This is a genomic window from Simiduia curdlanivorans (assembly GCF_030409605.1).
Classification (GTDB): domain Bacteria; phylum Pseudomonadota; class Gammaproteobacteria; order Pseudomonadales; family Cellvibrionaceae; genus Simiduia; species Simiduia curdlanivorans.
The window spans coordinates 863,956-883,385 of the sequence record NZ_JAUFQG010000006.1; the positions used below are offsets into that span (position 1 = coordinate 863,956).

Here is a 19,430-nt window from a genome sequence, read left to right on the forward strand (position 1 = left end):
CTGGCGCAATAACGCCACCGGGTAAAAATGAGGGCGCCATTGTAATGCCAACGAGCGGGGGTGTCTGCAAACATTGCCTAACTATCGGCCGAGGCACCGGTATTGAACGGTCAGTTGATATTGGTGCTGACCTTCCGGCACCACGCTTTCACTCACTTTGCGCCAGCCGTGGGTACAAACCTGGACCATTTTCTGAAACAGCTGATGTTGAGCGCGCTGCAAGCTATCGGCATTGGCAAGCTCTAGCGATGCGCGAACGGTGAGGATCTCTGCCGCGCGCGCAGGCGTTTGCGCGACTAATGGCGCTTGTTCCAGCACCGGCGCGGGAACCTGTACCGGTGCCGGATCGGAAGAGTGAGGCGCAGGCTTGTCCTCAGCGCACTCAAAGTGCAAACGATGGAACTGCCCGGTTTCCGACAAATCCACCATCTCCTCGCAGGGTTTACCCTCTGCATCTAGCGTCACCTCCGCCGCTTGGGCCTGCCCTATCACCAAGCAGGCGAGGCAAAACACCCCGGCGTTTATCAATCTACTGTGCACTATCATTTGTCTTCCTCAAAAACACAAAAAGGGTGCCGAAGCACCCTTATCACGAAAACCGAATACTAGAACTTGTGCTCAATGCCCAAGCCGACGTAGTCAGCTTCTTTCGCTTCGCTGTCAGCGGTTTCATTGGTGTAGAAACCAAACAGCTTGGTGTTTTTGGCGAGCTTGTAATCGGCACCTAATGAATAGGTTTCGCCGCCAGCGGTAGAAATATCAGATTGACCAGCCTGCGCCTTCAAGGCCCAGTCGCCCATCTTGTATTGGCCACTCACTGCCCAACCGTCGGTTTCAACACCGGCTGTGTCATCGGTCTCAGCCAACAGGCCCAGTTGGAAGCTGCCCAAGGTCGCCTGCACAACACCGCGAATCACGGTCGAGTCCACTGCGCGCACGTCGGTGTCATAGCTGATACCGGCGTAGAAGGTGTCGTTTTCCCAACCACCGGCAACAGAGTAACCATCGTCTACGTTTTCAGCTTCGCTCATCACGTAAGCGCCTTGGGCAAAGAAACCACCCATCTCAGGCGTGGCGTACATCACGGTATTTTTAGAGCGCACTTCACTCTTGGTGATGATGCTTTTGATATCGCCCTGCAGGTCGTTGAACAGATCAACTTTGTTTTGCAGCAGTTTGGTAGGGGTATCGTGCACACCAGCAATAACACTACCGAAGCCACCGGCTAAGCCTACATAGCTATTGCGTTGCTTGAATACGTCAGTACCTGAATCTGGGTCTACTTCGTATTCCAGCTGATAAATCACGCTCAAGCTATCGGACAGCGCGGTCTTGCCAGCAAAGCCCAAACGCGAGGCATTGCTCTGCAGTTCATTGGTAGAAACACCGGCTTCGTCCTGATTTTCTACTGAGAGGTTGATCTTGCCGTAAATTTTTCCGTCAATTGGGCCTTCAGCTTGTGCGGCCATTGGCAAAACCGCTGCGATAGCGAACGGCAGAACTTTTTTCAGTGATGCTTGCATGGATAATCCCCTTTACGTTTTTTAGGCATTTCAGTTTTTAGGCATTTCATTTCATCGAGTGAAACACTTCACCGGATTGGCGTGCATTCTGGCCGCGAAATATTGCAGAAAAATGACAAGAGTGTCGAGCAAAGAAGATTAAGCAATTAAAAATGGGCTTTTAATTAAGAAAAGAACTTCGAATAAGCTACTTTTGTCATAAAACTGTCAAGTGACATTAGAATAGACAGGCGCCAATTTTTAGCAAATGTGAAGTATATCTTGGTCTACAAAGCGCTGAACTAAGGCCAAGGCCTGTTCCGTGAACAGCGCTGACACTGGCGTACCTTGGTTCCCGTGTACCAACTCAAACAAGTCATGAATTAAGCGTTTCAGGCCCAGTTGCGCCCCCTTATCCACCGCATCCAACAGGCTATAACTCAAGCCGTTCAGCGCCATGAATTTAACTCGGTGCTGGCGATCGCGGTGCACCAGTAGAAAGGTTGGCAGCGCCGGTATATCGCTCGGTTGATGCGCAGGGCCAATGGTTTGCACTGGGTATTGATATACCAGAGGCCAAGCCAATGCCGATAAGCGGACGTTGGTGGCAAGGGTTACCGGCGGCTTATCGGCCGGCTCAGGCAAGGACTCCGGTGCTACATCGAGCGCCAGCTCCACCCATTCATAGTGCATGAGTTCAGTGGCAAAGGGCGGCAGCAGGGCTTGGGCTTTTTCAGAGGCCGAAACGAAGTTCAAAAACTCTTGCCCGATCTCTAAAAAGTAAGGCGAGTGAGCGCGGTAGTCGGCGACGAACAAACGCACGAGGGCAAGCCAAGTATCGTCCGCCACGAGGCTGCGCAGCACGGGAAAACCACTGCTTAAAAAATCTTCGATATTATTAAAAATCAGCTCTTGATAAACCTGTAACCGCCGCCGCTCGACGCCTTCCGGCGCCGCGCAGCGCGCAGGGTTACGCAGATATTGCGTCAGCGAATATTGCGCGCGACTGAATGTGGTGGCACTTTCGCTCATGCTATAACACCTGAGGAAGTCGGTGAGCCGGTGCGAAAATCGTGCGCGCCACCCGCTAAGGCGCGCGTCTGAATCTGCTTTACTCGATTCAACTCGGCCAACATATCCACCAAAGGCGGAATATTGAAATCCCGTTCCAACAGCGTCGGCCTCACGCCAAACAGGCCGTAAGCCTGTTCCAGCAAAGCCCAAACCGGCTCGATCACATCGGCGCCGTGGGTATCTACTTTTAAGTCTTCCGCTTCGTCATAGTGACCCGCAATGTGGTAATAGGCGGTGCGGGCACCCGGCAGTTGGCGCAGAAAATCACTGGCGTTATAGCGGTGATTAATGCTGTTCACATAAATATTGTTTACATCTAATAACAAATCACAATCGGCTTCGCTAAGCACCGCATTGATAAATTCAGCCTCGGTTAAATCTTGCCCAGCGGTTAAATAATAAGACACATTTTCCAAGGCAATTCGGCGCTCTAATCTATCTTGCACTTCGCGCACGCGGCCAGCCACATAGTGTACCGCCTCTTCGGTAAAGGGAATGGGCAGTAAGTCGTACAGGTGCCCATCGTCGCTGCAATAGCTTAGATGTTCGCTATAACAGAGGACTTTATGCTCATCGAGAAAGTTTTTTATATTGCTAATCAAGGCCGTATCAAGCGGCGCTGGAGAGCCGATGGAAAGCGAAAGGCCATGGCAGAAAAAAGGAAAACGCTCGGTATAACTGCGTAATTGTTCACCGAAACGACCGCCAACACCAATCCAATTCTCTGGTGCCACCTCCATAAAGTTTACCTCGGCGGGCGTCAGCTCGGCGAAGCTTTTCATTTCACTGCGTCGTAAACCTAAACCGGCGCTAAGCGCCGGTTTAGTTACAACTTTATCAAGGTTATGAGCCAAGCGTAGGTTTCCTCGTTACCAACCAAAGATTATGCAGCACCGCCACATTTACCTTCTTTGTCGGCTTTACCTTCGCCACACTTGCCCTCTTTGGCTTTATCGCCGCACTTCCCTTCACCGCACTTACCGTCTTTCTTGGCCTTGTCGCCGCACTTACCTTCGCCACATTTGCCATCTTTTTTGGCTTTATCACCGCACTTGCCTTCGCCACACTTGCCATCTTTCTTGGCCTTATCGCCACACTTGCCCTCACCGCATTTACCTTCTGCGTGATTATCGGCCAAGTTGTAACCGCTACTCAATTCCTGTGCAGAGAAGGGGTTTTGGTCGGCAAATGCAGCGCTAGAGATAGCAGCAGATGCAAGTACTGCAGCGCCAATAGCGGCGGCAAAAGGGGTTTTCATAGACTTAGACATAAGATTTCTCCGTAACATGCCAGTTGCTTTTATTGTGGGCAAGTGCCCTTTCCGTGTAAATCAGTGAATTGGAGCCAGTTTAGACACCGACGTTACAGTATAGACGCAAGTTTTTTAAGCCCTAGGGAACCTCTGAATAACTCTGGTGCCGCTCTGGCTTCCAGCAAATTTCGTGGGCTAGGCGCGGCTTCGAAGGCATACCGGGGTCTGTCGAGAAGTCGCAACAACGCACACGGAATTTGCTGGAAGCCCCGCAGGGCGCGGCCTTTAGTGGCCATCCGCTGCGTTGAGCTTCTTGCTAAGGGCTACGGCCATTAGCTACGAAACTCGCCTTGCGGCTGACCGCTACAGGTCACGCAGAACGGTACCAGAGTTATTCAGAGGTTCCCTAGTTCACGTCCGCGGCCAATAGAGCGGCTTTCGCGCTCAAGCGAAGGCAATAGCGGCTAATGCAAACCCAATTCAGCTTTGATCTCTTGCAACTGCTTATTCAAACGCTTGGCTGATACCGGCACCTGCGTCTTCAAGGTTTGTGCAAACAAAGATATTCGATACTCTTCCATCAACCAGCGAAACTGCTGCAAGGCCGGGGTTAAATTAGCCCGGTAGTCACCCACCTGCTGCCGAAGCGCGAGATAGGCGTCTTGCACCGCCTGCCATTCGATCATCGCGAGCTTATCGCGCTGCACATTTTGCGGCGCCTTTTCTAAGCGCATTAACACCGCTTTCAAGTAGCGGCTGTATTGCAACAAGGTATCGGGCGGCATATGCAACAACACCCCTTGGCTAAACAAACCTTCGAGCTGGCTCTTAATATCCGACAAACAAAACGCCAGCATAAGCGCATTGCGATGACTCTTAATGGTTTTGCGCACTTCGACCAATAACGTCAGCGCCGCAACCAATTGCGACGCCAAAAGCGTCGCCTTTGGCACCAGTTGCGGCTTACAGGTCTCTACCAAGGCGAGAAAGGTTTTTTCATCGCGCACTGCATAGTCGCTCACTTCTGCCTCAATCAACTGCAACAAGGCAGCACCCATAAGTTCCTTAGCAACTGTCTCGCGGTTGCCCAAACTGGCCATGGTTAAGCCGATATCCTTACCTTTCAATAATTCTTTATGTAAATAGCGGGTTTGCTCGGGCATATTTAATAACATCAAACGCATCAAGCCCTCGCGATGTAGCCAAGCCGCGGCGTCGGGATTGTCTTGCATGCGCAACGCCACCGTATCGCCCTCGTCCACCAAACCCGGGTAAACGCGAATGGCAATACCGGCGCGTTTAAATTGATCTTGGCTGGGAATGGTGCCCACCGTCCAAGCGGTCAAGCCGGCCCGCTCCAAACTCGGCCCGGCCGATTCAATACTGGCCTGCAACCTATCGCGATAACTATCGCGCAGTGCCAATAAATCTCGCCCGGCGTCGATGCGTTTACCGTGCTCATCCAGCACCACAATATTCATGCGATAGTAATTATCGAGTGCCACGTCAGACCACAGAGCTGGGTCAATTTTATTACCAGACAAGCGAAACAATTGCTCACCTAAGGCCAAGGCTAAAGGCTCATTGCTCGGCGTCATACGCGCCAAGGCGCGGTCCACATACTCGGGCACGGGCACAAATTGTTTGCGCGATTGCTTCGGCAGCGCCTTGATTAAGGCGATACACTTCTCCTTTAAAATGCCAGGCACCAGCCACTCTAAACGATACTCAGGGATTTGATGCAACACGCTCACGGGCACCAGCAGGCTAACGCCGTCATCGGCGTGATTGGGTTCAAAATGGTATTGCAGGGGTAGCTCCATGCCATTGAGCGATAAGCTATCGGGAAACTGTGCTTGGGTAATAGCCGCCGCATCGTGCTGCATTAAATAGGCTTTGGTTAAATGCAGCAGTGATGGGTGCTGCGTTTCAGCGCTTTTACGCCAGTGCTCAAAACCCGCTAAATTAACCACATCTGCCGGAATACGCTCGTCGAAAAAGCGGAACAGCGCTTCATCGTCCACCAAAATATCGCGCCGGCGGGATTTCGCTTCCAGTTCGCCCAACTGCTCAATGAGTTGCTGATTGCTATTGAAGAACTCACCCTTGCCGCGATACAAACCCTCTACTAAGGCCGCGCGAATAAACACTTCACGCGCCGTCGCTGGGTCGATTTTACCAAAGGCGACGCGCTTGCGTTCTATCAGCGTTAAACCATACAAGCTGATTTTTTCGAAGGCCATCACCTGGCCAGTTTTGACGAAATAATGCGGCTCGAAGTGCTCGCGTTTAACCAAGTGATCGGCCACCGCCAAGATCCATTCTGGCTCAATTTTGGCAACCGTATGCGCATAGAGCTTTGAGGTTTCGAGAAGCTCTGCTGCCGCGATCCACTTGGGTGTTTTTTTATACAACCCGGAGCCGGGGAAAATATGAAACTTGCGTGCGCGAGCACCTAAGTATTCTCTCTCCTCACCCTTAGTACCGATATTGTTCAGCAAACCGGGCAGCAATGACTTGTGCACCGCCTCGAAACTGGCCGGCGCTTTATTCATCGGCAGTTTTAAATCGCGCAAGGCTAAACGCAGCTGCAAGTGAATATCGCGCCACTCTTTGATCCGCAACCAAGATAGAAATTCACGCTTACAGGTTTTGGCAAATTGCGAACTCGATAGCTCCTGACGCTGGGCTTCAACGTAACGCCACAGATTGACCCAACTGATAAAATCCGAATCGTCGTCGCGAAAACGCTTGTGCTTTTCGTCGCTGGCTTGCTGTTTATCGGCCGGCCTTTCGCGCGGGTCTTGTACCGATAAGCCACTCACAATAATCAACACCTCATCGAGCGCGCCCGCTTGCGCCGCGGCCACTAACATTCGCCCGAGAGTAGGATCTACGGGCATTTGCGCCAGCTGTCGACCAATGGCAGTTAACTCGCGCTTTTTGTTCACCGCTTGCAATTCTTCCAGCAACCTAACGCCGTCGTTAATCAGGCGCGAATCCGGCGCATCGACGAAGGGAAAGTCTTCAATCGCACCCATGCGCATGGACAACATTTGCAAAATAACGGCGGCTAGGTTGGTGCGCAAAATTTCCGCATCGGTAAACGCCGGCCGGCTGAGGAAGTCCGACTCTTCATAGAGTCGAATACAAATACCCTCGCTAACGCGACCACAGCGGCCCGCGCGCTGGTTGGCACTGGCCTGGGATATTGGCTCGATCGGCAAGCGCTGAATTTTTGTGCGATAGGAATAACGGCTGATGCGGGCGAGGCCTGGGTCTATGACGTAGCGAATACCGGGTACGGTAATGGAGGTTTCTGCCACATTAGTCGCCAACACAACGCGCCGGCCGGCGTGGGCAGAAAAGACCCGGGTTTGCTCGGCCAAACTCAAGCGAGCATAGAGCGGCAGCACCTCAATGTGGGGTAAGTTGGCCTTGCGCAATGCCAGCGCCGTCTCGCGAATTTCACGCTCGCCCGCTAAGAACACTAATATATCGCCACCGCGCCGGCTGCTGCCCTTTTCCGCCTGCAGCAACTCTTCAATAGCGGCGCTAATATGCTCGGCCAGCTCGCCTTCATCATCGAGCACCGGCCGATAGCGAATGTCCACTGGGAAGGTACGGCCCGAGACTTCGATGATAGGCGCGCCATCAAAGTGTTCGGAAAAGCGCGCCAAATCAATGGTGGCGGAGGTAATGATCAATTTGAGGTCGGGGCGCTTGGGCAATAGCTGCTTTAAATAGCCCAACAGGAAATCAATATTGAGCGAGCGCTCGTGCGCCTCGTCAATAATCAAGGTGTCGTAGCGGGTGAGTAGCGGGTCATTCTGAATTTCGGCCAACAAAATGCCGTCGGTCATCAATTTTACGAGGGTGTTGGCGCTGCTCTGATCGTTAAAACGCACTTGATAGCCAACCCGATCACCTAGGGAGGTGTTCATTTCCTCGGCGATGCGCGCGGCCACCGTGCGCGCGGCTAAGCGCCGCGGTTGGGTGTGGCCAATAAGCCCGCGCTGGCCGCGGCCAATGGATAAGCAAATTTTTGGCAGCTGCGTGGTTTTACCCGAACCGGTTTCACCGGCCAAAATCACCACCTGATGCGCGCCAATTAACTGAGCGATTTCACCCGCGCGCTGGCTCACCGGCAGGGCCTCGGGAAAGGCAATCTCAGGGACCAATGCGGCGCGTCCGGCCATGCGCTCCCTAGCCGCTGCCAAACTGGCCTCTATCTCGCCAACCATCTCGCCAACCAGGTGATCCGCCGGCTGCTGCCGCTCTAATCGCTTGCGTAACCGGTGCAATTGCTTACGCAGCAGCGCCGCATCAGCGATCATAAGTTGATCAAGCTGTGGGTAGAGCGCGCCGATATTTACTGCCGTCATAGAAAAAGCCAAACCAGACAAAAGGCGGAATTATAGGCCGATGACCCGCGTGGGTATAGCGCGTGGGTATAGATAGACGCCGAGTTGATGGCGGCAAGCCCGCTTGCTTCGCCTTCCCTACCAACCGCTAAACCGGCGACCGCGTGCTCGAACCTGCCCGATCAACCTAAGGGTTATGGACAAAGCACCAAGCTCACTACAGCAACAAAAAAATCCTGGAAACCACGCGATAGATGAGCCTATTTCACGGCAATAAACTGAAAAATAACTGTCATATTGGCGACATAATTCTGTCAAAAAAACCAACAATAAACTTCATATTTGCGTTACAAAACTGACATTTTAGTACGTTAGTATGGCGCACCAAGTAGGTCATTGCATGAAAATAAAACCTGCCAACTATAAACCAACGGTTTCTTTATCTTTAGGAAAACATCATGAAAATTCGTAACGTATTTGCACTAAACCTACTCACAGCAGCGCTGTTTGCCTGTGGTGGCGGCGACGTAAATGTATCGCCCACTAACATCGATAACTCAGTGGACAACAGCGTTAGTTCTGGCGGCGGTTCGGGTACAAACAACCCGTGTGCAAGCTATGCCGTAGACGGCCAAGCGTTGCAAGGTTCTTTCGATGGCAACAACTGCTTTTACGATGCCACCTTCGTCGGCGTAAACAAACCGCTCACCACAGATTTAAGCATTCCGTTCATTTCCGGCGTACATATTTTTGCCAGCAGCCTGTTTGTCGGCGACGACGTAACACCCGCTGAAGCTGCCGCCGGCGTTGCTATTCCACAGGAAGGCGACGGCCCAACGCTAACTATTGCTGCAGGTAATAAACTCGCTTTTCAAAACCCAAGCGACTACGTACGCATTTCACGCGGTTCACAAATCATCGCCAATGGTTCGCCCGCTGCACCTATTACCTTCTCTAGCTACAACGATTTAGTGTTAAACAACGAAACCCCCGGCGCCGTAAGCAAGTGGGGCGGCATCATGATCAACGGTAACGGTATCACCAATAACTGTACCGACGCTCAGCGCACTGCCGGCACTTGTTCGGTACAGTCAGAGGGCCAGGAATCCTACTACGGTGGCAACAACAACGCAGAGAGCTCGGGTTCACTTAAGTATGTTGTGGTAAAACACTCAGGCTTCGCTGTTGTTGTAGGCGACGAACTCAACGGCATTACCTTTAACGCTGTTGGTTCAGGCACAGTTGTTGATTATGTGCAGGTATATAACACTTACGATGATGGCTTCGAATTCTTCGGCGGCGCGGTAAATGTTAAACACGCTGTACTGGTCAACGTACGCGATGACTCCTTAGACTTTTCCGATGGCTACGTGGGTCATATTCAATACGCCATCATCAAGCAAGACGATAGCAACCGCTGCATCGAAGGCGACAATATTTCAGATAGTCGCCCAGCCAATGCCAGCAACCCCGCAGACTGGTTAATTGCGCCCATGTCTCACCCCATCATCTCTAACGTCACCTGCATTACTTCTGGCCGCGATCAGGCGGTAAACACGCACGGCGATAGCGAAGGCTTCCTGTTGCGTCACGGTGCCGAAGGCGAAATCTACAACTCTATCGTCACCTCGCCCGCCTCTGGCAACGAGTGCTTTGAAATCAACAGCACCGGTACCGTGCAGAATGCGGAAAACGGTTTGATTAAAGCCGACAGCAACATTCTGGCCTGTTCAGAAACTGTGAAAAACGCCGGCGCGAGTGACCTGCCTGCAGGTAGCACCTTCAACACCGTTACCTTCTTCGACAGTTTCACCAATAACTTCCGCGACACCGAAGCTGCAACAGTTTTATCGGGTATTTACACAGCCGGTATGTTGCTGCAATCAGACGGCGCCAGCGCTATCACGGTTAACTTAACCGACGTTAAAAACATCGCCGCCGATATGGAAACACCAACCCACTTCGGTGCGGTAACCTCAGGTGACGATTGGACTGCCGGTTGGACCGTAGGTCTATAAGCCAACTCGATCTCGGGTAACGGTCTAGGGCCTGCTGGCTCTAGACCTTCTTAAGCGCTTATGGCAGAGACAAAAGGTCAGCACCATGAAAACACCAATACAGATTCCACGTCGCGCCCTTTGGTTAGGAATAGCCGCGGCGAGCCAATTAGCCTGGTCAATGCCAACTCTGGCACAAGCATCAGACACTGATGGCAAAATTAACATTGTCAGCCCCATCGAAGAAATCGCCGTTGTCGCAAGGCAGCGATCAAGCGCCACCGATGTGATCGCCGAACGCCTAGAATACGACGTTGTAACTGACATCATTAGCAGCGAACAAATTGTCCGCGTCGGCGACCCGAACGTGGCCGCCGCCTTGCGTCGCGTGCCGGGTTTAACCTTGGTGGATGACAAGTTCATCTACGTGCGCGGCTTGGGCGAGCGCTACAGCTCCGCCCAATTAAACGGTGCCTTAGTGCCCTCGCCAGATTTGCAGCGCAATGTAATTCCGCTGGACATATTCCCAGCCGAACTGATCGAATCGCTCGCGGTACAGAAAGTGTATTCTGCCGACATGCCCGCCAATTTTGGTGGCGGTAACGTAGACATACGCACGCGCGCCATTCCCGAAGATTTACTGGTTAATATTTCTGTTGGTACCGGCTGGGCCTCAGACAGCACCGGTAAAGATGGCCTGACTTACGCCGGTGGTGGCGACGACGCCTTCGGTACCGACGACGGCACACGGGCTTTGCCACAGGAAATAACCCAAGCGATAAATACCTATCGCGGTAATATTTCAGTGTCGAATATTTACCAAACGCTGAATAAAGACGGTGGCTTTCACACTGTCAATGAAGCGGCAGACATCAACCGCGAGCTGGCCACTTCGCTGAATCGCGATGTGGATATCGGCACCAGCACCAATGACTACGACAAAAAGCTCAAACTCGGCGTAGGCAATAAGTGGACGGTGAGCGAAGACTGGGATATTGGCTTTCTTGCACTCGGCTCTTACGACCGTAAAGCTCGCAATCAAGACCTAACCAATCGCTCTAACAGTGCACCGGACGAAATTTTCTCCGAAACCTTCGCCACCACCGATGAAATTTCCATGTCAGGTAGTTTGAGCGGCGGCTTGGTGTACGGTGAAGATCATCAAATTGATGTGATGCATTTGTTCATTCGCAACACCGAAGACGAGGCCTCCATCAAGCGCGGCTTTGATGGCAACAGCATCACCGTCAACAGCGGCAATCGCTACGTTGAGTACGACCTTCGCTACGAAGAGCGCGAGCTGACCACCGACCAGATCAAAGGCTCGCACAATCTAGTGTCTAGCTTTAATCAGTTGATTTACGAATTGCCCTTCCGCTGGGCCGATGAGTTAAATTTCAGTTGGTATTATAGCGACTCACAAGCCACCACCGAAAAGCCCAATGAAGTATCGATCTTAGGGTTGGATACGATTGACGTCCAGACCGGTGATATTTTAGAAACACGGATGGCAAAAATTTCGACCGCGGCAACCTTCCAATTCACCGATATGGAAGATAACGTCGAGAGCTATGGCTGGGACTTTACCCTACCGCTACAAGGTGACAACTATAACCTTGAGCTATCGGGCGGGTTAGACAGTTCGCGCAAAGATCGTACCTACCTAGGCACCACGGTAAATTTCGATACATCGAATACACCTTTAACGGTATTGTCCGATACACCCGGCGCGGTATTGAGTGATGATGTCATTTTGAATCGCGACAATGCCATGGTCATTTCACTCGGTTCCGCAGAAGCGGAAAGTTACCTAGCCGCGCAAATGCTGGACGGCTACTACGGTAAGTTCGACCTTACCTTCGACGACACCTGGCGCCTTTCCGGTGGTGTTCGGCACGAAAATTTCCGTCAAGTGTCGCTACCGATAGACACGTTGGATTTCGACAATCAATCACGCGTCAGCGATGAAGAACTGGTCAACATTGTGGTCAATGAAAGTAAGGACTATCCCTCGCTTTCGATGACTTACATGACCCAAGACTTTTGGGCTGAGCAGTTCCAATTTCGCTTGGGTTATGGCGGCACCACCGTTAGACCAGATCTACGGGAAGTTGCGGTGGTTCAGTACATTGATCCAACCACTGACTACCGCGTGGTAGGCAACCCCTATCTCGAAACCTCAGACCTGCAAAACTTTGACGCCCGTGGCGAGTGGTTTTTTGATGATGGCGACAGCTTCACCGTGTCGGCCTTTTTCAAAGAAATCGATAGCCCCATTGAAACCATTCGCGCCGCAGGCTCAGACGATAACGTTGTGCTCACCTTCGTCAACGCTGAAAAGGCAAACTTGGCCGGTGTTGAAATTGAGTGGTTAAAAGCCTTAGATAACGTAGCCAGTTGGACTGAAGGCTACTTCGTATCGGGCAATTTAACCTTCAGTGACTCGGACATCACCATTAGCGATACGGATATTGGTTTAACCAATAACAGCCGCCGCATGACCGGCCACTCTAAAGAAGTCGCCAACATCCAACTCGGTTATGACTCGCCCAGCGGCTACCATAGCGCAACGCTAGCCTATAACTACTTTGGTGACCGGATAGTGTTCGCGGCACGGGACGGGGCCGACGACGCTTACGAACAGCCATTCAACTCGCTCGACTTAAACTATGCCTTCTATCCGATGGAAAATTTAAGTGTGCGACTAAGGGCCACAAACCTACTCAGTGAAAAGCGCAGCATTGAACAGGATAGCGTGGTCATTTTAGAGGAAACGGCAGAGCGGACCTTTAGCTTGGGCGTAAAGTGGGACCTGTAATCAGCCATCTAGTATGTTTGCAGTAATCTGGAAGTAGTATTTACCAAGGACGGTCTTATTCGAAGACGAAGCAACGACCTGTGAATAGCCCGGATGGATTAGGCACTTGAAAGGCATAGCAAAACCGCGGACGTAATCCGCACCTTTGCACAGTAGCAGGCGACAATAATGAACTTCGCAATTAATCCCCTATCACTATGGGCCTTTCGGCCCATTTTTTATTTTTCAAAAGTGGCCCCACACTTGGATTTATAAACCTAATGCGTGACTAGGCCCAAAAAAAAGCGGAGCTTACCTGTTAACCGCCAGAAACCTGCGAAAACAAATAAATCACAAGCAGCAACGTCAAAAACCAGAAGCCACTCAATATCTGCCAAAAGGCAATGCTACTGGCACTGCGCGCGGTCATAGGCTCATCGCGCAAGAACTCGGCATTGGGTTGCTGTAGATCCTGCATCAATTGCTCCACGGTGCTGTAACGCTGGGCCAAATCAAATTCGGTACCTTTTTTTAATGCACTATCAAACCAGAGCGGCACCACAGGGTTAAACAAACTCGCACTTTTATAGCGCAGATGATTGTAATCAAACGCAGACCGGCACTCCTCAATTGCGCTACCGTAGGGTAGCTCGCCGGTGAACATTTCATAGGCTATTGTGGCTAGCGCATAAACATCGCCCTGAATACCTGGATTAGAGCCCATAATATACAAAGGGTCTGAATAGGATGCGGTGCCGAGTGCGGAGGTATGTACTAAAGGGCGATGCAGTTCAGCCAGACCAGCTACATAGACAGAGCCAAAATCGAGAATAATGGCACGGGTATCTGCGGTGATACGAATGTTAGCTGGGCGTAAGTCTTGATGCACCGTTTCGTTTTCGTGAAACGCTTTTAAACCCTCGGCAATATCTTTTACTAACGCAATAGCTTGCCGTGGGCTGGGCGGCATATTGCGTGCAATCCATTCATCTAAGCCTTCGCCTTCAATATACGCCATAAGGTAGTACAAAAAGTTGCGCGGTTTCTTTTGTTGAATGACTTGGACAACATAGGGGCTTTGGATACGCTTACCTATCCACTCCTCCTGGATAAAACGGTCGATATAACTGGCATCGTCCTCATAGTTATGAGATGGCGTTTTCATCGCATATTGTTCACCACTATCGAGATCGGTGACCAAATACAACTGGCTGCGGGCGGACGCAAAAAGCAGCTTATCAATACGAAATCCATCAAGCTTTTCACCCACATTTAGCTCGGGTGGAAAAGGTAGGCGGGTAAGTTTGGCGTGATAGTCTTCGAGCTTTTCATCCGGCAACTGATCAACACGCAACCAAGCGGCGCTGATATTATCGTCGCTCCCGGCCCGAGCTGCCAGATCGCATAGTTGTTTAGCTAAATTATCCGACGCCGAGGCTTGCGTTAAAAATTGCGTTAACGCCTGCTCGGTAAGGAAATCATGAACACCATCACTGGTGATTAGAAATTGATCGCCCTGCCTTACCTCAACGGAGCCGTAATCGATATTCAAGCGATTATCCATACCGATAGCACGGGTTAACGTTGGCTTCTCGCCACCCATCATTACCGCATGATCACGCGTCAATTGCTTGAGCGACGCATTGCCCTCAACCACACTGAGCTTATAAATACGACTATCGCCCACATGAAAGAAATGCGCGGTGCGGCTCTTTATTACGAGGCTACTAAAGGTGCACAAATAGCCTTTTGTGCTAGTCACAAATTCATGGCTTTTTCGATATAAACGCAGGTTAAGGGTTGAAAGAATTTTCTCGCCACTACGCGACACAGACCAGGTATCGGGTGTGCGAAAGTATTCTTCGACAAAACGACTCACCGCCGTGCTGCTCGCCTCCCTACCCGCTTCAGCGGAGGAGACGCCATCGGCAACACAGGCCACAACCCCTTTTGACGACAAAAGATAGTCATCAACAGGCACCTCGATAGCGGCGCTGTCTTCATTGATACTTTTGATACCGGCGGTGGTGAAGTAGCTACTGGTGATTGTTAATGTTTTCGTCATAGCCTGCGCACACCTTTATTCAAAAAACGCCCGCTAGAGCGGGCGCCGTCCATTACACTGAGATAACAAACCTAAACTCAGTTTAACCTACGTCGATTAGGTGCACAGTACCGTCAGGCAATACCTCGCTGATTTGGCCTTTAGGCTCATCCATCATCATGGCAATAAAGAACACAATCAGGGCGCTGCAGGCAATCACTAAAAAGAACGTGCTGTAATCCACAAAACTTAAAATAGTCAAGTAGGTAACCGCACCCACATTGCCATAAGCACCGGCCATGCCGGCGATTTGCCCGGTCATACGCCGCTTAATCAAAGGCACAACCGCAAACACTGCACCTTCACCGGCCTGAACGAAAAAGGAACAACACATAGTGGCAATAACAGCTACCGGAATCCACCATCCCGAGGTAATTTGGCTCAACACAAAATAGCCAAGTGCCAAACCACCAATTAAAATCATCAATGATTTACGACGGCCGAAGCGATCAGAAAACCAACCACCGGTTGGGCGCGCCACCAAATTCATAAATGCAAAACCGGATGCCAAGAGGCCAGCCTTCACGGGTGATAGACCTTCGAAAGTTTCGAGGAAGAACAGCGGCAACATAGAGACAACCGCGAGCTCTGATCCGAACGTCACAAAGTAGGACCAATCGAGAATGGCCACCTGCTTAAAACTATAGCGATCCAATTCAGGTACGCCGGCACGTAAGTGTTCAATATTAACGTGCCAAATTTTATAGGTTTGATAGCCAAACAAAACCACTAATACGGCGTAAATGCTGTAAGTTGCTGTTGCTGTTAACAGCCCTAAGTTGGCGGGTGATAATTTCCAAGCCAAAAGCGCCAAGGCAAAGTACATGGGTAAGTTCATGGCCAGATATAAATAGAAGTCTTTCCAACTGGTTACTTCTAGCCCACCAGCCTTTTTCGGTTTGAAATAGGTTGAACCCTTTGGCGTGTCGCGTGCAACAATGTAATAAAAAACCCCGTAGATGCCAGCGATGATGCCGGTGCTAGCCAGGGCATAACGCCAGCCGTTCTCACCACCAAACATCAATGCCAAGGTTGGCAAGGTCATGGCTGCGGCAGCCGAACCAAAGTTACCCCAGCCACCGTAAATGCCTTCGGCTATGCCCACTGATTTATGGGGGAACCACTCGCCCACCATGCGAATACCGATAACAAAACCGGCCCCCACGAAACCCATAAGAAAACGCATCAACGCCAGTTGCTCATAGGAATTAGCAAAAGCAAATAACAAACACAACACCGTCGATGCCAGAAGCAAACCACTGTAAACTTTTCGTGGGCCGAATTTGTCCACCAGAATGCCGATGACAATGCGAGCAGGAATGGTTAAAGCGACGTTCAATATCATCAGCGCTTTGATTTGCTGACTACTCATATCGAAGGCTTCTTTCATAAACACCAACAAAGGCGCATGGTTAAACCAGACCACGAAGGTAAGAAAGAATGCAAACCACGTGATGTGTAGGGTTTTTATCTTTGGGTCGCCTAAGGCAAACAGATTAATTTTGTGGTCACTCGACATAAAGCCTCCAGATACTCGCCAGTCAAACTTTTTGGCTGACTTCATTGACAGGCTCAGTGTCGCGCGCAGGCTCAAAACCCCACTTGACCTGAATCAACTGAGGCCCATTGATTGTTGAGCAAAAGTTTTGCCTAATACCCACTTTCTACTCACTCTGGAAAACATTTGTCGCCATAAAACCCTGTTAATTACGGGGGCTTTACCCACAAATGAGTAGCACCACTAACAAACCTAACAAAAAGTGGTTAGCCCATAGTTCGCGGCAAATGACTTGGTTAAAGTAACCCTAGAACCAGAGAATGCGATGCCTATGAATATGCAAAACTATCAACCCAAAGCCAAGCTAGCATTAGCCATGGCGACCTTGGCGTTCGCGGCAAACTTTTCTGTCTGGATTTTATATGCGGTTATTGGCTTACAACTGCAAGAAACCATGGCGCTCTCGGCCACCGAACTGGGTTTATTTTTCGCCTCGCCAATGCTCACCGGTGCACTACTCAGGATTCCGGCTGGACTCGCCGCCGATGCAGGTAACGCGCGTCGCCTCTGGCTTTGGCAAATGGCGCTACTGATTCCACCCCTGCTATTACTGCCCTATGCGACAGAGCTCTGGCACTACATGGTTATTGGACTCTGGCTAGGCATTAGCGGCACATCATTTACCTTTGGCGTGCGCTATGTCACCGATTGGTTTGAGCGCAATCAACAAGGCACAGCACTGGGAATTTTCGGCGCTGGCAATGCTGGTGCGGCGATTACCTTAGCACTAGCACCGTTGTTGGTCGACGCATTTGGATGGGCGAGTTTGGGCTGGTTTTACGCCCTTGGCATGATATTTATGCTGATCCTTTTTGCACTTTTTGCGCCTCAGCATCAATCCAACTTAAGACCAGCATCGACTGGCTCCTGGAAAGCGCAACTGCGTTATTTTAAGCAGTTGCAGGTATGGCGATTTGGCCTCTATTACTATTTTGTTTTTGGCAGCTACCTCGCGCTCATTCTTTGGCTACCGCAATACTATGCCAATGCCTACGGCATGAGCGACGGTGCGGCCATGGCCTTTACCCTATTTTTCGCCACCAGTTCGAGCATGGTGCGCGCCCTCGGCGGCTGGTTTGCCGACCGCTACGGCGGCCGCGCCGTTAACTGGAATGTTTTTTGGCTCTGCCTTGTGTGCTTGTTTTTTCTTAGCTATCCGCCTACCACCATGACTATCCACGGCGTCAACCAAGACGTAAACCTGAGCATAGAAATCAATGTGTGGTTTTTTACCTGGCTTATATTCGTCATAGGTATCGCGCAAGGTTTTGGCCGCGCCAGCGTTTATAAAATTATCAATGACTATTATCCTAATGCTATGGGTAGTGTCGGCGGCTTTGTCGCCGCGCTCGGCGCTTTAGGTGGATGTACCTTGCCCATCGTATTTGGTGTTGCGGTTGATTTGGTGGGTATCTATAGCGTTTGCTTTATGGTGCTATATGCCGTTCTAGCCCTGTGTATGATCGTGATGTTTTTCGCCAATAAAGCCGATCGCTTTCAACAGCGCTTACAGCAGGCGCAAACCAGTAATTTTTTAGAGCAAGATTAATGTCTCAGTTAATTAGCAAAACACCCGCACTACTGGGTTTGGCATTTAGGCCATTTTTTCTTTTTGGTGGTGTTTTTAGCGCTATCGCCGTTGCCCTGTGGATTGCTAGCCTCAACGGCTGGTTAAGCTTCAACCCCTATGGCGGCAGTTATTTTTGGCACGCACATGAGATGGTTTTCGGTTTTGTCTGCGCCATCGTCACCGGCTTTCTGCTCACTGCGGTACAAAACTGGACCGGCATTCCTGGCATCAAAGGCCGAGCATTGCTGTTGTTACTTGCGCTTTGGCTAGGGGCGAGGTTGGCATTGGCAATCAAAGCGCCAACAATCATAAGCGCCACTCTCGATCTCTTGTTTTTACCCGCCGTGATCTACTGTCTCGCTAAGCCTGTGATCACAATTAAACAATACCGAAACTTACTGTTTGTACCGATACTGCTGCTTATGTTTGTCGGCAACTTAGTTAGTCATATCGCCTTATGGCGTGGCGATTTCGTCACCGCTTTACAAGGTATCTACGGTGCGGCTTGGCTGGTGGTGATGATTATGACCATTCTCGGTGGCAGAATTGTACCCATGTTCACCGCCAATGGCAGCCAAACAACCAAGGTCAATAATATTCCGGCGCTCGAGATAGCGACCCTGGCCAGCACCTTATTTGTGGTGCTATGCCAAGCCAGCGGTGTCGCCAAACTGATACCCGCCAGCGTCAATTTTTTCGTCTGCGCACTGGTGGCCGGCATTCAGTTTTGGCGCGTACTGCGCTGGCGCTTTTGGGTCACCACGAAAGTGCCCTTGCTCTGGTCTTTGCATATTAGCTTTCTGTTTATGCCACTGATGCTGCTTCTGCTCAGCATTCACTATTTCACCCTAGCTTGGCCATCGCTATCTGTTATGCCCATTGTGACCTACTCCACAGCCATGCACCTGTTATTCGTTGGCGCCATGGCCAATATGATCTTGGCCATGATGGCTCGCGTCGCGCTCGGCCACTCGGGGCGGCCTTTAATACCAGCGCCGATCATGAGCCTGGCATTTATCGCCATTGCGCTGGCCGCGTTAACCCGCACGGTTTTAATGTGGCTCCTACCCAGTGCGAGCTACTGGTTACTTAATACAACCGCCTTTTTGTGGATACTGGCCTACGGCATTTTTGCAATTATCTATTGGCCAGTACTCACTCGGCCGCGACTGGATGGTAAACCGGGCTAAGCGCCCCTTTCGATCTGCAGGA

The 19,430-nt window shown here is 51.0% G+C and carries 12 protein-coding genes; 4 read left to right on the top strand and 8 right to left on the bottom strand.

Translation table 11 applies throughout. The features are described from left to right. Positions 1-81: 81 nt before the first annotated feature. The 6 genes from QWY82_RS17610 to hrpA all read right to left on the bottom strand — a co-directional run bounded on the left by QWY82_RS17610 (position 82) and on the right by hrpA (position 8,213). A complete protein-coding gene (locus tag QWY82_RS17610) occupies positions 82-546 on the bottom strand; it encodes a hypothetical protein (protein ID WP_290264983.1) in 465 nt (154 codons plus the stop codon). A gap of 59 nt (positions 547-605) precedes the next feature. Continuing rightward, positions 606-1,523, bottom strand: coding sequence for a porin (locus QWY82_RS17615; protein ID WP_290264985.1), 918 nt, complete (start codon positions 1,521-1,523; stop codon positions 606-608). 240 nt (positions 1,524-1,763) lie between these two features. Then, complete coding sequence (locus QWY82_RS17620; RefSeq protein WP_290264987.1) at positions 1,764-2,534, bottom strand: HvfC family RiPP maturation protein; 771 nt, start codon at positions 2,532-2,534, stop codon at positions 1,764-1,766. Beyond that, positions 2,531-3,430, bottom strand: a complete 900-nt coding sequence (locus QWY82_RS17625; protein WP_290264990.1) for an HvfB family MNIO-type RiPP peptide maturase — start codon at positions 3,428-3,430, stop codon at positions 2,531-2,533. The genes QWY82_RS17620 and QWY82_RS17625 overlap by 4 nt, the downstream gene beginning before the upstream one ends. 29 nt (positions 3,431-3,459) lie before the next feature. Beyond that, positions 3,460-3,846, bottom strand: a complete 387-nt coding sequence (locus tag QWY82_RS17630; RefSeq protein ID WP_290264992.1) for an HvfA family oxazolone/thioamide-modified RiPP metallophore — start codon at positions 3,844-3,846, stop codon at positions 3,460-3,462. 446 nt (positions 3,847-4,292) lie between these two features. After that, positions 4,293-8,213, bottom strand: coding sequence for an ATP-dependent RNA helicase HrpA (hrpA, locus tag QWY82_RS17635; RefSeq protein ID WP_290264994.1), 3,921 nt, complete (start codon positions 8,211-8,213; stop codon positions 4,293-4,295). A gap of 437 nt (positions 8,214-8,650) precedes the next feature. On the opposite strand from hrpA, the gene QWY82_RS17640 reads away from it, so the two are divergent. Then, positions 8,651-10,210 (top strand): beta-helix domain-containing protein, encoded by a 1,560-nt coding sequence (locus QWY82_RS17640; protein ID WP_290264997.1) that lies wholly within the window; start codon positions 8,651-8,653, stop codon positions 10,208-10,210. Between the two features lie 85 nt (positions 10,211-10,295). After that, positions 10,296-13,007 carry a TonB-dependent receptor domain-containing protein gene (locus tag QWY82_RS17645; protein WP_290264999.1) on the top strand — a complete coding sequence of 904 codons (2,712 nt, stop codon included), beginning with the start codon at positions 10,296-10,298 and terminating at the stop codon, positions 13,005-13,007. Positions 13,008-13,305: 298 nt separating this feature from the next. On the opposite strand, the gene QWY82_RS17650 is transcribed toward QWY82_RS17645, so the two are convergent. Both QWY82_RS17650 and QWY82_RS17655 read right to left on the bottom strand, forming a co-directional pair. Next, entirely contained in the window at positions 13,306-15,051 is a 1,746-nt protein-coding gene (locus tag QWY82_RS17650; protein ID WP_290265000.1) for a bifunctional protein-serine/threonine kinase/phosphatase, read from the bottom strand. Positions 15,052-15,133: 82 nt separating this feature from the next. Further along, positions 15,134-16,609: a NarK family nitrate/nitrite MFS transporter gene (locus tag QWY82_RS17655; protein WP_290265002.1), complete on the bottom strand. Its 1,476-nt coding sequence runs from the start codon at positions 16,607-16,609 to the stop codon at positions 15,134-15,136. A 310-nt stretch (positions 16,610-16,919) separates the two neighbouring features. Here QWY82_RS17655 and QWY82_RS17660 point away from each other — a divergent pair, with 310 nt between their 5' ends. Continuing rightward, positions 16,920-18,197 carry an MFS transporter gene (locus tag QWY82_RS17660; protein WP_290265004.1) on the top strand — a complete coding sequence of 426 codons (1,278 nt, stop codon included), beginning with the start codon at positions 16,920-16,922 and terminating at the stop codon, positions 18,195-18,197. After that, on the top strand, positions 18,197-19,408 hold the full coding sequence (locus tag QWY82_RS17665) for an NnrS family protein (RefSeq protein ID WP_290265006.1): 1,212 nt from the start codon (positions 18,197-18,199) through the stop codon (positions 19,406-19,408). The genes QWY82_RS17660 and QWY82_RS17665 overlap by 1 nt, the downstream gene beginning before the upstream one ends. Positions 19,409-19,430: the final 22 nt, after the last annotated feature.

Excerpts from the sequence above, each read along its gene's own strand:
- QWY82_RS17610 (WP_290264983.1), bottom strand. The coding sequence starts at position 546 with ATGATAGTGCACAGTAGATTGATAAACGCCGGGGTGTTTTGCCTCGCC.
- QWY82_RS17615 (WP_290264985.1), bottom strand. The coding sequence starts at position 1,523 with ATGCAAGCATCACTGAAAAAAGTTCTGCCGTTCGCTATCGCAGCGGTT.
- QWY82_RS17620 (WP_290264987.1), bottom strand. The coding sequence starts at position 2,534 with ATGAGCGAAAGTGCCACCACATTCAGTCGCGCGCAATATTCGCTGACG.
- QWY82_RS17630 (WP_290264992.1), bottom strand. The coding sequence starts at position 3,846 with ATGTCTAAGTCTATGAAAACCCCTTTTGCCGCCGCTATTGGCGCTGCA.
- hrpA (WP_290264994.1), bottom strand. The coding sequence starts at position 8,213 with ATGACGGCAGTAAATATCGGCGCGCTCTACCCACAGCTTGATCAACTT.
- QWY82_RS17640 (WP_290264997.1), top strand. The coding sequence starts at position 8,651 with ATGAAAATTCGTAACGTATTTGCACTAAACCTACTCACAGCAGCGCTG.
- QWY82_RS17645 (WP_290264999.1), top strand. The coding sequence starts at position 10,296 with ATGAAAACACCAATACAGATTCCACGTCGCGCCCTTTGGTTAGGAATA.
- QWY82_RS17650 (WP_290265000.1), bottom strand. The coding sequence starts at position 15,051 with ATGACGAAAACATTAACAATCACCAGTAGCTACTTCACCACCGCCGGT.
- QWY82_RS17655 (WP_290265002.1), bottom strand. The coding sequence starts at position 16,609 with ATGTCGAGTGACCACAAAATTAATCTGTTTGCCTTAGGCGACCCAAAG.
- QWY82_RS17660 (WP_290265004.1), top strand. The coding sequence starts at position 16,920 with ATGAATATGCAAAACTATCAACCCAAAGCCAAGCTAGCATTAGCCATG.
- QWY82_RS17665 (WP_290265006.1), top strand. The coding sequence starts at position 18,197 with ATGTCTCAGTTAATTAGCAAAACACCCGCACTACTGGGTTTGGCATTT.